The 13,904-nt window shown below is 68.0% G+C and carries 9 protein-coding genes; 4 read left to right on the forward strand and 5 right to left on the reverse strand.

Annotation, left to right across the window (positions count from 1 at the left end; genetic code table 11):
- Nucleotides 1-3: 3 nt before the first annotated feature.
- The 4 genes from ACN469_RS22890 to ACN469_RS22905 form a co-directional block, all read right to left on the reverse strand.
- Nucleotides 4-576, reverse strand: a complete 573-nt coding sequence (locus tag ACN469_RS22890; protein ID WP_498770867.1) for an imm11 family protein — start codon at nt 574-576, stop codon at nt 4-6.
- Nucleotides 577-595: 19 nt separating this feature from the next.
- Nucleotides 596-1,930 carry an AHH domain-containing protein gene (locus ACN469_RS22895; protein WP_498770868.1) on the reverse strand — a complete coding sequence of 445 codons (1,335 nt, stop codon included), beginning with the start codon at nt 1,928-1,930 and terminating at the stop codon, nt 596-598.
- Nucleotides 1,931-2,142: 212 nt separating this feature from the next.
- Nucleotides 2,143-5,232 (reverse strand): hypothetical protein, encoded by a 3,090-nt coding sequence (locus tag ACN469_RS22900; RefSeq protein ID WP_498770869.1) that lies wholly within the window; start codon nt 5,230-5,232, stop codon nt 2,143-2,145.
- A 278-nt stretch (nt 5,233-5,510) separates the two neighbouring features.
- A complete protein-coding gene (locus tag ACN469_RS22905) occupies nt 5,511-7,082 on the reverse strand; it encodes an LVIVD repeat-containing protein (protein WP_498770870.1) in 1,572 nt (523 codons plus the stop codon).
- A 313-nt stretch (nt 7,083-7,395) separates the two neighbouring features.
- Here ACN469_RS22905 and ACN469_RS22910 point away from each other — a divergent pair, with 313 nt between their 5' ends.
- Complete coding sequence (locus ACN469_RS22910) at nt 7,396-8,334, forward strand: NAD(P)/FAD-dependent oxidoreductase (protein ID WP_498770871.1); 939 nt, start codon at nt 7,396-7,398, stop codon at nt 8,332-8,334.
- Between the two features lie 32 nt (nt 8,335-8,366).
- Complete coding sequence (locus ACN469_RS22915; protein WP_498770872.1) at nt 8,367-9,248, forward strand: helix-turn-helix domain-containing protein; 882 nt, start codon at nt 8,367-8,369, stop codon at nt 9,246-9,248.
- A gap of 537 nt (nt 9,249-9,785) precedes the next feature.
- On the opposite strand, the gene ACN469_RS22920 is transcribed toward ACN469_RS22915, so the two are convergent.
- The gene (locus ACN469_RS22920) at nt 9,786-10,691 is read right to left on the reverse strand and encodes a LysR family transcriptional regulator (RefSeq protein WP_498770873.1); all 906 of its coding nucleotides are present in this window, start codon (nt 10,689-10,691) and stop codon (nt 9,786-9,788) included.
- A 76-nt stretch (nt 10,692-10,767) separates the two neighbouring features.
- Here ACN469_RS22920 and ACN469_RS22925 point away from each other — a divergent pair, with 76 nt between their 5' ends.
- Together ACN469_RS22925 and ACN469_RS22930 are read left to right on the forward strand one after the other, a co-directional pair.
- Complete coding sequence (locus ACN469_RS22925; protein WP_498770874.1) at nt 10,768-13,011, forward strand: S9 family peptidase; 2,244 nt, start codon at nt 10,768-10,770, stop codon at nt 13,009-13,011.
- 93 nt (nt 13,012-13,104) lie between these two features.
- On the forward strand, nt 13,105-13,830 hold the full coding sequence (locus ACN469_RS22930) for a hypothetical protein (protein ID WP_498770875.1): 726 nt from the start codon (nt 13,105-13,107) through the stop codon (nt 13,828-13,830).
- The last annotated feature ends 74 nt before the right edge of the window (nt 13,831-13,904 follow it).

Raw genomic sequence — 13,904 nt, forward strand, 5'->3', positions numbered from 1 at the left:
GGCTCAGACTTCCTCGAACCTCGCCCCCGTGACTTTCGCGTGCTCCAGGGCCACCTTGAGGTCCTCGGAGACGATGAGGGCGATTTCCCATCCCCAGGTGCGGAAGACCTTCGCGCCGCCCACCTTCGTGCGGTCGATTCGCATCCCGTAGACGCTGCGGTACTGGCCGAGCTTGTCCGGCCGCTCATCCTCGGGCTTCCAATACATTATCTCTTCCGAAGCCTCGTCATCGATGCACCGGATGAGCTTCGTGGCGACGAGCATGACATGCTGTTCCGGGCGTCCTTCGACATCGACGGGTATCAACTGCACATCATCAGGCGCCAGCTTCGCGAAGAGGTTGGCCACCCTGACGTGGACAACCGGAACTCTGCCGCCTGCCGTGCAGTAGTCCAGCCACCTCCCTGGCTCGTCGATAGGAAACTTCAGGCGACTCGCAAGCTGGAGGGGCCGCCCCTCGACGAACTGCCAGACGTCCTCGACCTCGGTGCCCGTCTCATCCAGCGGGTCTCCCAGGAACCAGTTCCCGGCCTGCACGTCTTCCCTGAGCTTGAAGTATCGAGACCGCTTCGGCATGGTGAACTTCCTAGATTCCTCATGGGTTCCGAGTCAAAAGCCCGTGGATTTTGGTTCCTGGGGTCTGCGCTTCTCTGGCGAGCTTGCGTAGCTCATTGGTAAGGGCCTTCCGGCACTCTTCCACCTTGCGGCACGCTCCCAAGGCTTGCTCCAGTCGCTCATGGATGTACTCGTGATACCGCCGTGGATGCGGCCCCCTGTGGCCCACGACTTCGACGACGTTCTCGGAGTCTTTCAGCTTCATCCCGGCTCGTGCGAACAGCTTCCTGAATACTGGCGACCAGGGCCCGCCGCGCGCGGCGGAGACGTCGTTCTTGTTCGTGGCGATGTGATGATTCTCACTGCGTCCTCTCCGGCTCGCCATGGCCACGGCGTTCGGGGCGAGCGCGATGGTGAAGCCCTCCGCCGTCAAGGCGACTGAACTCACGCTGCCTACGGCCGCGTACTGGAAGCCCGCTTGGGACTCCACCGCCACAGCTGCCTGGGCGGAGCCCGGCAACCCCACTGACTTCGCCGCCAGTCCGGCCGTGTTCCCGATGGCCACCGTGGCCAGCATCACGAAGACGCGCGCCGCGTTCTCCCCGAGCACCTCGCCGTAAGCCTCACCCGCCGCATGGAGTTGCTCGAAGCTCGTCGCCCTATCCACCTGGCGCACCAGCGTCAGCCACCCGTCCAGCATGCTCCACACCGTATCCACGCCCAGGTAGGCGATGAGGCAGGCCGTCAGGGTGGCCGCCACGCCTTTGCTCACGGGCTCGGGCAGTGACCACAAGAGCAGATACATCGTCGCGGAGGCGGCGATGCCAGCGACCACTGCCTGGGGGTCCGTCATGCCCTCCAGTGCTTCGGCGGTCTCCTCCCAGACCGAGTCCATGGCGATGGCCAGGGCCCAGGTGTACTTGCCGTCACTGGCCAGCAGCGGGCCCTCGTCCAGCAGGCGCAAGCAGTCCCCGGGTCGGTCCTTCCGTTTGCACCACTGACCGTAGGCACGCGTCAGCGCTTCATCCGCGTAGTCCTCCAGCAGTCGGGGACCGTCCACATCCCCTCCACGCTGGGGAATGAGTCGCGAGGACCCACGCTCATACCCATACACTCCACTCCGGGACGGAACGCCGAAGCGCTCCCGGGCTACCTGCATGGGATTGCGAGAGGGAGGAACATCTCGCGCCAGCTCCGCGACGGCCTCCTCGAATTCGTCGTCTTCGAGCTCAGCCGCACTCACCTCCGCGTCAGGCTCCTCGTGAGGAGTGACGAGGAAGGAATCCTCCCCGGTCTCCAGTCGCACGACTCGGCTCGTCGCGCAGCCAGTGACAGCCATCCACAGGAGCAGCGACACCACCCAACGAAGCGTCATGGAAGGCCCCGGCAAGAGGCCCGCGGCGAGGCGGGCACACCCTGGCAGTACCAAACGACGCTGACAGGCAACCCAAGGCGTACCCCGAGCCACCTGGGTACGACGTGTCTGCCCGGACCTCCTCCGTGCAGTCGTCCGGGGAGCCCTCCCTGCGAGGGACTCCCCAGACGGGGCATGGTCAAACACCCGGACGCCTCTCGACCCGGGAAGTATTACCCCCGCAGGACTCGAAGCTCCTTTCCTGAGCCAATCGCAGGGTCCCCGAACACGTTATCCGAGGCGGTGATTCTCCCCGACACCCCGCCGACCACGTTCCAACTCGTGCCGGTTCCAAACGCCACCGTCGTCGGCTCGTCACCCACGTCCACCGTCGCCCCTTCGCCGCCGACCCGGTCGAAGTCCTGCGGGACGTTGTACTGGGTCCGATTGGGGAAGCCGACCTGCCGGTAGTAGCCCTTGTTCGTGGTGCCAGACCCCGGGTCGCCGAAGGTGGCGGTGTTGAAGGTGACGGCGCCCGTCAGCCCCGCGATGAAGCGGTAGTGGCCATTCGCGCCATAGGCCACATCGCAGGGCCCTGGCAGGTTGAAGGTCGCGCCGTTGCTGACTCCGGCATTGAAGGTGGAGATGTCGTATCCCCCAGGTAAATCCCTGGGCACATTGATGGGCGTGTTCGCGCTCGGCCCCTGGTCCCACCCGGTGACGACGAACAGGAAGCGCGTGGGCAGCGACTGCTCATAGAGCAGCAAATCGTCCGCCGACGTGGTGCCGGCCAGCATGCCCAGGTTGGGCTGCGCCACCGGGGACGTGAACTCCCCGCTGGCCTGCGCATCGCTCAAGGACTGGAGGTACCAATCCCGCGCGATGGCCGGGAAGTACTTCAGCTCGAGCGCCCACAGATACGCCTCTTTGAGGAAGTAGAGCCGGGCCGACATGGATTGCGTCGGCGCGAGCGTATTCAGATACGTGTAGAGGCCCACGCCGCTGGAGGCGTTGCTCGTCGAATCGCGCGTGAAGGAGAAGGAGAAGTCCAACGTTCCACCCAGGTACGTCTCCCCCGAGGCGGAGAGGCCGCCGTTCTCACTGCCAATCTCCGCCGTCTCGACGAACCCCGCATAGACGTTGACGTCCAGGTGGACGCCGAAGCCCGTGGTCGTTCCGCTCGACACCCGGTACTGGCCGTCGCAGACCGAGCTGCCGCTCATGGCGAACTTGAGGTACTTCTGACCGTTGAGGTCCGTCTTGGTGCCGTACTTCTCGATGACGGCCGTGACGTAGTTGTGCCCCGTGTAGAACGTGCTGAGGTCGGTCCCATCCGGAGCCGTGAAAATCTGCTGAATCTCCGCCGGTGTCTTGCCGGCTTCCCCCAGCCTCTTCACGCACTCGGTATACAGCTTGAACATGCGGTCGTTGATCGCCTCCGCTGTATAGGAGTCGACCATGCCCGGCGTGCAGGCGTAGGTGAAGAAGTCGCCCGCCACGGTCTCATCGGCGTCGTCCGAGACGACGGGCCAGTGGGCCACGACCAGGGGCGCCGGGCTGAAGTTGGCGTCGTGGTTGAAGTTGAGGTTCGTCGCCGTCCCGTATTGGGAGCGCAGCCAGAACAGGGACCGTCCGAAGTAGCACCCGTAGGGACGGACCAGGTAGGGAGACGCGTCATCGAGCGGGAAGTACGGATGACGGTAGGCCTTCGTCGCCACCTTGATGCTCTGGGCCGTGAACTTCCCGTCCTGCCACGCGAAGCGTCCGGAGGCTCCAGCCTTCGCGGTGATGCCCCAAGCGACTCCCGTCTTGTAGCCCCCGAACGGGCCAGTGGCGGCCGTATCCCTCGATGAGTACTGGATTCCCAGGCTCGCGGAGAGGTTGATTTCATTCAGGACGATGTCTTCCTGAGTGGTGTTCATCTCATAGTCAAACAGGTTCCAGTCGGCCATGCCGTCGGGGCTGGCATTCCCCCAGACCTCTGGCGCCGGGAGGGGCATGGGGAATGGGTCGCAAATCGCCGTCAGCACGCGCTTGCCGGCGTTCTGCTGGGTCGGCGGGTGGAGCATCGTCTGGAGCTTGAAGTCGCCATACTTCAGGGACGACATCTGGATGGGCGAGCCCGGCGAATTCGAGCAGCGGACCCAGGCGAGCCCCAGGATGATGGGGAGGGTGGCTGAGTCCTCGCTCGACGTCTCGGGGACGAGGCCGACCGAGAAGCACATCGAGAGCGGCCCCTCCGTGTCCTCGGTCGCCGAGGTGAAGATCTTGCCGAACTCCGTCCAGGTGGGGGCGGGAGAGGAGTCAATCTGGCGCAGCGGCCGGATGTCTGGAATCACGGCGATGGAGATTTGATGACTGGCGTTGGCGTCGCCGAACAGGGCGACGAGCCGTCCCGCGGGGTCCACCGCCAGGCTCATGCCCGAGGCCTTCCGGCTCCTGACCGATGAAGGCCACGAGAGGAGCATGGGCGAGCACGCGGGAGTCGCGTTCGCGTGGCACGCGGTGTCCAGCGTCCAGGAGAACGTGGTCGTGGTGGCGTGGTTCTCGTCCCACAGCGCCGCGATGACGCTGTTGACGGAAGGGCTGTTGGTGGCCCCCGGCTGGGTGACGAGGATGGTGCGCAGGTCGAGGTTCGAGAGGTTCGAGGACGTCTGGCTGGGGCTGGTCGCGGGGGCCGTCGTGTACCAGGGCGCCACCACGGGAGACCAGTCGTTGGTGATGGGATTGTAGTCGTTGACATCCAGGACGAGGTGGCAGACCTGCGGCGCGTTGTGAGCCGAGTCCCAGACGAGGTAGTTGACGAGAATCTCCGTCTCGCCCTTGCCGGCGCAGGCCGATACGCCCTTGGAGAGGACCTTCGCGGTCGTCTTGCTGGCACCGGCCGTGGCGGCCGGCAGCGAGAGCTGACACCAGTCCGTCTTGGAGCGGGTGCTTCCGGGGACGATGCGGACCGCGCACAAGGCGTTGTTCTGGGTGTCAATCCAGAAGATGTAGACGAGGTCGCCCAGCGAGACCACGCCGATGCGCTTCTCGGTTTCGAAGGCGAGGGCGGACTGCGTCGAGTCCTTCTCGACGGTGAACGAGGTCCAGGGGTCCAGCCGGCTCGGATTCCCCGAGGTGCGGCTGAGGTAGGCGACGGTGGACGAGCTGAGGTAGCCCTGGAGCATGTCGTCGTCGTTGACTCCCACCAGGGCCAGGGAGGGGCCGGTCTGGATGAGGCGGAACTCGCCATCGTCACCGACGACATCAAACGGCTCTTCAACGGGGATGCTGATGACAGGGGTTGGAGTGGGGGGGACCTGCGCTACCGAGGAGGGCATGGATGTTCCAATCGGGTTGGCGTCTACATCCAGGCGCCGGCGAACGACGGCGACATCGAGGCTCGTCGCGCGGCAGTGTCTGGGGTTGATGTCAGCGGGGAGCGGGCCGTCGCGCTGTTGCGTTAGCAATAGAGAGGCCACTCATGGAGGTGGGCTCATCCCAGGAAACGCCTGGGGTTTCTCACGCGGGTTCGCGGCCTCTGCGTCCAGTGCGGACGCGGGTGCGTTCCCGGGGATGCGGGGAGCCGTGTGACAGCTCAGACACAGTGCCGCGCTGCCTACAGCGGAGGCTCCGTCAGTACCAGCAATCCACGGGAAGTATCCACGACATACACATAGCCATCCCCAGGCACCTGGAGTCCCGTGGCCCCTTCCTCCAGCGCATCCCCGCGCCCCGGGTCCGTCTCGCGAAAGCTATTGAAGTACGCCACCTCGCGCGGCTGCGTGGGATTGCTCACGTCCAGCACCCGCAGCCCTTCCTGGTGATACGTCATGTACAGCCGCGAACCCCGCAGCTCCAACGCGCGCGGTGACACCACTCCACGCAAGCCATACTCACCAATCTTCACGATGTGGTGCGGCTCGCTGACATCCAGCGCCCTCAGTCTCGCCCCGGCGCCCAGGCTGCTCTCGAACGCCACGATTCTCCCGCCGAACGTGCCCACCGCGCTCGCGCGGCTGTTCGCATACGGATACGTGTACCGGCCCAGCAGCTTGGCCCCGCCACCAGCGCGCGTGTCGACCACCTGCAATCCATCCCGCAGGTGATTCACATAGAGCCTGCCCTCGTAGCTCACGGGGCCGCGCGACGACGGCGTCTCCGAGATGCGCGCCCCCGAGACGATGCGCTCGAGCAACCGGGGCTCGGAGGGCGTGGAGATGTCGAACATCAGCGTGCCCGCGGAGGACTCCGTGGCCACCGCGTAGAGCCTGTCCCCATCCACGCTCACCATCCCCACGCGCACGGGCGGGTCCGGCACCCCGCGCACGAACACCGGCGCCGAGGGCAGGGAGATATCGAGCACCACCACCCCCGAGCTCGCGCTCGCGATGTAGAGCACCCCGTCCTTGAACGTCGCGCCCCTCCAGTCGGAGTCCTCCGGCAGGCTCATCCGCGCCACGCGCACCGGCGCCTCGGGCTCGCTCACGTCGAAGACGGTGAGTCCCCCACGCTGTCCCTCGTGGTCCTGCGAGATGACGTAGGCGTGCTTGCCGATGACCTGCACGTCCACGGGCATGCCCAGGTCCACCCAGCGCTCGGAGACCAGCTTCATTCCGCCGGAGACCTCGTGCTCTCCCTTGAAGCGCGCCACGCGCTCGGTGCGGAACGTCCCCGACTCCACCAGCACCCCATCGCGACACCGAGAGAAACAGCCCGTCAACGAGCGCGGGCCCACCGCGTTGCAGCCCACGAAGGTGAACAGTCCGTCCGGAGATTGGCTGGAGACGAGGAACGTCCGTGCGTCCCACACCCCGGCCAAGGCGGTCGCTCCGAGGACCTGCTCGGGGATGCCCGAGGCGCTCAGCTTGAAGCCTCCGCCCAGCGGGGCCGCCCGGGCCGCTTGCGTGCCGCGCGCATCGAAGCGCAGTTCGCCGCGGTACACCCCCTCGCGCTCCAGGGCCTCCATCGTGCGACGTTTGCAGCCGGACAAGTCGAACGACGCCAGGCTGCCGCAGGCCGTGTCCGTACCCTCCAGTACGCGACATATGGAGAGGGGGCCGGAGTCCATCCAATCGCCCCGCTCCTCCAGCGGCGTGTAGCGACCGTCCCACGGCGCTTCTTCCGACGAGGTGCAGCCGGACGCGGCGCAGGCGAGCAGGACCGTCAACGCGAGACGCGCGGGCTGCATCGCATACCTCCTGGGTGGGGAGCCGCACACCGGCCCTGAGGCTCCTGACGGACAGTGTAGGAACGCTGCTTCCCCTGGGGGAAGCCGACCCTTCGCACTATTGGTCAAAGGCACACGTACCGGAGCATGTGCCCACTGTTCCCACCTGCTCAACGGGCGCCATACCTGGCCGGTCGTCCTCGTCGAGCGTCCGTCTGCTCGCCCGCATCCCTGGAGCCACGAGGAGGCACCGTGTCACCGGATCCGCCGATGCGCCGATTCCCCCTGAACCCCCGCTCTCCCGCGAGAAGGGGCCGGCGTTTAGTTCTTTCCCATGAGCGACATTCTCACGAAGGACGTGGTGATTGTGGGCGGTGGCCCGGCGGGCCTGAGCGCGGCGCTGGTGCTGGGGCGTGGCCGCAAGAAGGTGCTGCTGTGCGACGCGGGCTCGCCCCGCAACGCGGCGGCCGAGCACATCCAGGGCTTCGTCACCCGCGACGGCACGCCACCCCGGGAGTTTCGCGCCATCGGCCGGGAGCAGCTTCGTCCCTACGCCGTCGACGTGCGCGACGTGCGGGTGAACAGCATCGAGCGACTGGGCGACGCGCGCTTCCGCGTGACGTTGGAGGGCGGAGTCGTCGTGGAGTCGCGCCGCGTGCTGTTGGCCACGGGCATGGTGGACGTGCTGCCGGACCTGCCGGGCTACCGCGAGCTGTGGGGCAAGGCCCTCTTCCAGTGTCCGTACTGTCACGGCTGGGAAATCCAGGACAAGGCCTGGGGCGTGTTCGCCGGGTCGGCGGCGGAGGCGGAGCTGTCCCTGGACTTCGCCCTCTTCCTGAAGGGTTGGACGTCGGACGTCACCCTGTACACCCAGGGAGCCTTCCCGGTGTCGGACGAGCGGTGCGCGCAGCTCGAGCGCGCCGAGGTGCAGCTCGTGGAGCGCAAGGTGAAGCGCCTCATCGCCTCGGCGGATGGGAGCGCGCTGGAGGCGGTGGAGCTGGAGGACGGGACGCGCGTGCGACAGGAGTACCTCTTCGTCCGTCCGCCGCAGCGGCACGTGGCGCTGGTGGAGGGGCTGGGGCTCGCGCTGGATGAACTGGGCTTCGTGAAGGTGGACCTGATGCAGCAGACCTCCGTGCCCGGCATCTCCGCGGCGGGAGACCTCACCACGCGCTTGCAGGGCGCGCTCATCGCGGCGGCGGCCGGTGCGCAGTCCGCCTACGTGATGAACCACCACCTGAATCTGGAAGCGCTGGGCGGCCACGCGAAGTGACGCCGGCTCTCGCCCCGCGCTACGAAGGCCCCATGGCCACCGCCCCCCTCGAACACAACCACCTGTGGTCCGCCATCCAGCGGGACTTCGAGGAGAAGCGGCGACTCCTCTGGGTGGGCCCGCAGCGGCCCCTGTCGTCACAGCACTCGCGGGTGCACTCCGCGGTGCACTCGTACGCCGTCGTGATGCTGGTGCTGCGCGGCGAGTCGAAGGTGCGGCACTCGGGTGACCTGGTGCTGCGCGCCGGGGACGTGCACCTGATTCCACCGGGAGATGCGCATGGCCGCGACCACTCGGATGCGGAGTGCCTGGGGCTCGGCTTCTATCCGGAGGCGGTGTCCTCGGACGCGGAGGAGCGCGCGTCACGGTTGGGGCCGCTCTTGCGCGTGCGCGGTGGCTGTCACCCGGTGCTGCGGCCCACGCCCTTGCAGCGTCGGCGACTCTTGCGGTGGATGCGGCTGATGGAAGAGGAGCAGGCGCGCCAGGAGCGCGGCAGTGACGAGGCCAGCCTCTCGCTGCTCCGGCTGGTGCTGGTGGAGCTGGAGCGGATGGCGTCCCCTGACGCGGTACCCGAGTCCTCGTCGATGGGGCTGAGCCGCCGCGCCCTCACGTACATCGAGTCCCACTGCCTGGAGCCGCTGTCGCTCGCGAAGGTGGCGCGGGAGCTGGGGCGCTCGGCGCCGCACGTCGCCGGCGTGGTGCGGCAGGAGACGGGGAGCTCGGTGGGCGAGTGGATTCTCGAGTGCCGGATGGCCGAGGCCCGCAGCCGCCTGCGCCACACGGACGAGCGGGTGGACATCGTCGCGGAGCGGGTGGGCTATGCGGACGTCACGCACTTCATCCGCCTCTTTCGCCGTGTACATGGTGTGACACCCGCCGCATGGAGGAGGCGGATGGAGGCAGGGGTGCGCTGAACGCGCGTTCTGTGTTTTGTTGGCCGATTCAATTGACAGGAAACTGTCATGTCGGTAGTTCGTGCGCATGCCGACGCCGATGAGGGAATCGTCGGGAGCGAGCGGCTTCAGGCCCGCTCCCCGAGGCGCATTGTCGTGCCAACGCTTCAACGAGCTGGGGGATTCGTGGTGGCAGCGCGGGCGGTGTCGCTGATGGCGACGCGCGCGAGTCGAGGCAAGCGAGGTGAAGAGGGGGTCCGCCTCTACCGAGGTCCGCGAGAGGTTCCTCCACCGCCGGAAACGGGAGGAGCGCCGCCGTTGCTCTGTCCCTTCTGGTTCAACCTGGGGCCGCAGGTGGCGGCGAACGACACGGAGCCCGTCACGAGGGTGAAGGGCCGACGGAGCAAGAAGCCCACACCGTCCTGAGCGGTACGAAGTGTGGGCACGGCAGGTGAGCGCGGACCGCGCATGCGGTGAACGAAGCGCCCCCGCGCCGCTCGTCGTGGCGCGGGGCAGGAGTTCCACCAGCCCTCCGTATCTGCTGGCCCGGAGGTCGCTTCACTCCGACGCGCTCTTGCCCGAGCGGGAGACCGCTTCATGCGCGAGGACACGGAAGTGCTGCGCCGCGGGTGAGGGCCGAGGTCCGGGAAAGGCCACCACCAGCTCCGCGTGGTTGGGAGCGCCGCTCAGGGGGCGGAACACGACGCCCTTGGGGCACAGGGCCTGCGAGGACGCGGGGGCGATGGTCAATCCCAGGCCCGCCTCCACCATGCCGACGACGGAGGGCCACGAGCGCGCTTCCTGGAGGATGTTCGGAGAGAAGCCCGCAGCCAGACACATGCTCGTCACCAGGTCATGCAGGCCGGGCGCGGAGTGGCGAGGGAAGAGGACGAACGGCTCGTTCGCCAGTGAGGCCAGCGCGACGACTTGTTGACGCGCGCGAGGGTGCCGCGCCGGCAGGGCGAGCACGAAGCGCTCCCGGAGCAGCCGCTCGACGGTGAGCCCTTCGTGACGGAAGGGCGCCCGGATGATGGCGATGTCCAGCTCCCCCGACGCGAGCGCGGCGCCCACGTTCAGCGTCTCGCTGTCATCCAGCTCCAGCTTCACCTTCGGGAACCGCGTGCGGAAGCGCAGGACGATATCCGGCAGCACGCCGAAGGCCGAGGACGCGGCGAAGCCGACGCGCAGCGTACCTGTCTCGCCGCTCGCCGCCTGCTGCACCGTGTGGATGACATCCGCGCGTCGGGACAGCAGCGTGCGAGCCTCCTCCAGCAGCCGAGCCCCGGCGGCGGTGAGGGCCACGTGGCGGCTGGTGCGCGTGAGCAGCTCGACTCCCAGCTCGGTCTCCAGTCGGCGAATCTGCTGGCTGAACGGCGGCTGGGCCATGCCGATGCGCGCGGCGGCCCGTCCGAAGTGCAGCTCCTCCGCCACGGCGACGAAGAGCTGGAGCTGACGGAATTCCATATCGAGACGATAACCGTCTCGATGGGCCTCGAAAGATATATTGGTCGTGAAGGATGCGGCTCCCTACCATCGGTGCATGCGATTCCCCTTCATGGCCCTCGGCGTGGTGCTCATCGCGCTGACGGGTGCTCCCGTCCTGGCGCTCGACGGTGGCGCCCCCTCCGTCACCGCTTCCGGGCCCACGCCCGACGCGAGCGTCCAGGCGAAGCTGGACGTGGCGGACCAGTTCAGCCGGCGGGTGGAGCTCCTGCGAGACAGCCTGGTCGCGCCCCGGTGGCTGCGCGAGGGAGACCGGCTGGTCTTCTGGGCGCGCGAGGGCAAGGACGGCGGGACATGGGTGCTGGCGCACGCGAAGACAGGGGAGCTGAAGCCACTCATCTCCAGTGAGCAACTGCGCGAGCAGCTCTCGGCGCTGCTGGGCAAGCCCGTCACGGCGCCTCGCTTCTTCGACGTCGCGCTCACTCCGGATGAACAGGGCCTCGTCTTCCGGCTGGAGGGGAAGACCTTCGGCCTGGGCTTGACGGGAGGCCGCGTCGCGCTGCTGTCGCCGGAGGACCGGGCCGCGCTGACGCTGTCACCGGAGCACTTCCTCGCGCCGCGCGGAGGAGCGCTCGCGGTGCAGCGCCAGGGTGGCTTCGCGGTGCTGGGCGCGGACGGCGCCACCGTGGTGGAGCGCGCGGGGGAGGAGCGCCTCGACTGGCGGATTCCAGCGCGCCCCTGGTCGCCGGATGGCCGCTTCCTGGTGGTGTGGCGGGACGACGTGCGCGCCGTGCACCAGGTGCCTGTCGTGGACTACTCGGACGCGCTGGAGAAGGTGACGACGGTGCCGTACGCGAAGACAGGGACGCCGCTGCCTCGCTCGGAGCTCCATGTGGTGGAGGTGGCCACGGGCCGCGTGACGCGCATCCCTCCCGTCGAGGGCGAGACGTATGACTGGTTCGCCGGCTGGAACCCCGAGGGCACGGAGGCGCTGTGTCTCCACCTCGCGCGCGACGCCAAGCGGCTGGACCTCACCGCGGTGACGCCCGGGACGGGCCAGCGTCGGCGCGTGCTGCGCGAGGAGCGTCCGGAGACCTTCGTCACCGGCCTGGACTTCGCGGTGGGCGGCTGGGCGAAGCAGGTGACGGCGCTGCCAGGAGGACGCGGCTACCTCTGGATGTCCGAGCGCGACGGCTGGCGGCACGTGTATGCGTATGACCGCGCGGGGAAGCTCCTGCGGCAGCTCACGCGAGGCGCCTTCCCCGTGCACGAGGTGGTGGGCGTGGCCCCCGAGAGGGATGGCCTCTACGTGCTGGCCTCCGCCGACAGCGGCGCGCCGTACGAGCAACTCTTCTACCGGGGCAGCCTGAAGGGTGGGGCGTTGAAGCGCCTGTCGTCGGGCTCGGGGATGCACCGAATCACGCTGTCGCCCTCGGGCCAGCACTACGTGGACGCGTGGTCCTCTCGCACGCAGCCCCGGCTGCGGGAGCTGGTGTCCCTGGAGGGAGGCAAGCGCGTGCGCCTCACCACCGCGGACGCGAGTGAGCTCGAGGCACTCGGCGACGCGCGGCCGGAGCCGTTCATCGTCAAGGCCGCCGACGGCGTCACGCCCCTGCACGGCGTGCTCTACAAACCGCGCGACTTCGACCCCGCGAAGCGCTACCCGGTGCTCACCTATATCTACAGCGGCCCGTTCTACAACCTGGTGCCATGGAACTACATCGGCAACGCGATGTCGTTGACGGCCAGTGGCCTGGCGCAGCTCGGCTTCGTCGCGGTGCTGCTGGATCCGCGTGGCGGCCCGGGGCGGAGCAAGGCCTTCCAGGACGCGAACTACGGGCGCGTGGGCCAGACGGAGATTCCCGACCACGTCACGGGGCTGAAGCAGGTCGCGTCCACGCGTCCGTGGATGGACCTGGAGCGCGTGGGCCTCTACGGCCACTCCTGGGGCGGCTACTTCGCGCTGCGCGGCATGCTGACGGCGCCGGACTTCTTCACGGCGGGCTATGCCGGAGCGCCGGGGGCGCTGACGGAAGAGGCCATCATCAACGAGCCCTACCTCAACCTGCCGAGCGCCAACCCCCAGGGTTACGCGGTGGGTGACAACCTCGCGCTCGCGGGCAGGCTCAAGGGCCCCTTGAAGCTGATGCACGGCACCAGCGATGTGAACGCCACGCCCTCGGTGACGATGCGGATGGCGGACGCGCTCATCCGCGCGGGCAAGCACTTCGAGCTGCTCATCATGCCCGGCGAGCCGCACTCGCCGCAGGGGGCCGCGGGCCGCTACTACCTGGACGACGTGGGCCTGTTCTTCCTCCGGACCCTGGGCGCGCCCCGTTGATGCCTACTTTTGTCCACCTGGGCCCATATCGTCCCCACACGTGTCGGCGAACCGACTAGACTCCGGGTCGTGGCCAGAACACGTGCGAAGTGTGTGAACTGTGGCGCCCCCTTCCTCAAGGCGGTGGAGCGCGAGCCCCTCTGTACCCATTGCGGCGCCGAGCGGACCCGGCCCCAGGGCACCCCCCTTCCGCCGGGGTGGAAGGAGATCAACCCCACGCCGAGGCCCCAGACCAACGGGCCCGCGCTCGGCATCATCGTGGTGTCCTTCTTGTTCATGACCTGCATCGGGGGAGCCGCCGCCTTCTTCGCGCTGGCGGAGCCGAAGCCCAGGCCGGCGCCCGTGGCGGAGCGGCCCAGGCCTCCTCCCGTGGTCATCCCCGTGCCCCCGCCACCCCCGCCCGTCGTGACGCAGCAGCCCCCGCCGCCCATCCCCGTGGCGGAGAAGCCCATCAAGCGCCCGCCGCCGCTGCCCAAGACGAATGAGGAGTGGGGCGCGGTCATGCTGGCCAAGCACCTGCGCAACTACGACTACTGCGGCAAGGAGGCCATCCTCCGCGATGGCGGCATCCCCCGGACCTACCGGCTGCGTGCGCGGTTCGATGCGAAGGGGGAGGGCGTCAAGGGCAAGCTGACCCCCGCGCCCTCCGTGGCGATGCTGAACGCCTGCATCGAGAACCGCACCAAGTACATCTACCTGGGCAATCCGCCGGAGAAGCGCGAGTTCGCCGTGGAGATGACCCTGTCCTTCGCGCACCTCCGTCCCAAGGGCAAACCCGAGACGCGTGATGATCAGTGGGGCGCCTTGAGCGACGACTGAGTCGCCGCGCACGACCGGAAGTCGATGGTCTTTCCTGACCCCCTTTTGAGTCAGGCCGGCAGGACGTGCCCTCG

This window comes from Corallococcus terminator (genome assembly GCF_049194865.1).
Taxonomy (GTDB): Bacteria; Myxococcota; Myxococcia; order Myxococcales; family Myxococcaceae; genus Myxococcus; species Myxococcus terminator_A.

What these genes read in the sequence shown, in the direction of transcription:
- ACN469_RS22905 (WP_498770870.1), bottom strand. Translation starts at nt 7,082, where the DNA reads ATGCAGCCCGCGCGTCTCGCGTTGACGGTCCTGCTCGCCTGCGCCGCG.
- ACN469_RS22890 (WP_498770867.1), bottom strand. Translation starts at nt 576, where the DNA reads ATGCCGAAGCGGTCTCGATACTTCAAGCTCAGGGAAGACGTGCAGGCC.
- ACN469_RS22900 (WP_498770869.1), bottom strand. Translation starts at nt 5,232, where the DNA reads ATGCCCTCCTCGGTAGCGCAGGTCCCCCCCACTCCAACCCCTGTCATC.
- ACN469_RS22915 (WP_498770872.1), top strand. Translation starts at nt 8,367, where the DNA reads ATGGCCACCGCCCCCCTCGAACACAACCACCTGTGGTCCGCCATCCAG.
- ACN469_RS22895 (WP_498770868.1), bottom strand. Translation starts at nt 1,930, where the DNA reads ATGACGCTTCGTTGGGTGGTGTCGCTGCTCCTGTGGATGGCTGTCACT.
- ACN469_RS22910 (WP_498770871.1), top strand. Translation starts at nt 7,396, where the DNA reads ATGAGCGACATTCTCACGAAGGACGTGGTGATTGTGGGCGGTGGCCCG.
- ACN469_RS22925 (WP_498770874.1), top strand. Translation starts at nt 10,768, where the DNA reads ATGCGATTCCCCTTCATGGCCCTCGGCGTGGTGCTCATCGCGCTGACG.
- ACN469_RS22920 (WP_498770873.1), bottom strand. Translation starts at nt 10,691, where the DNA reads ATGGAATTCCGTCAGCTCCAGCTCTTCGTCGCCGTGGCGGAGGAGCTG.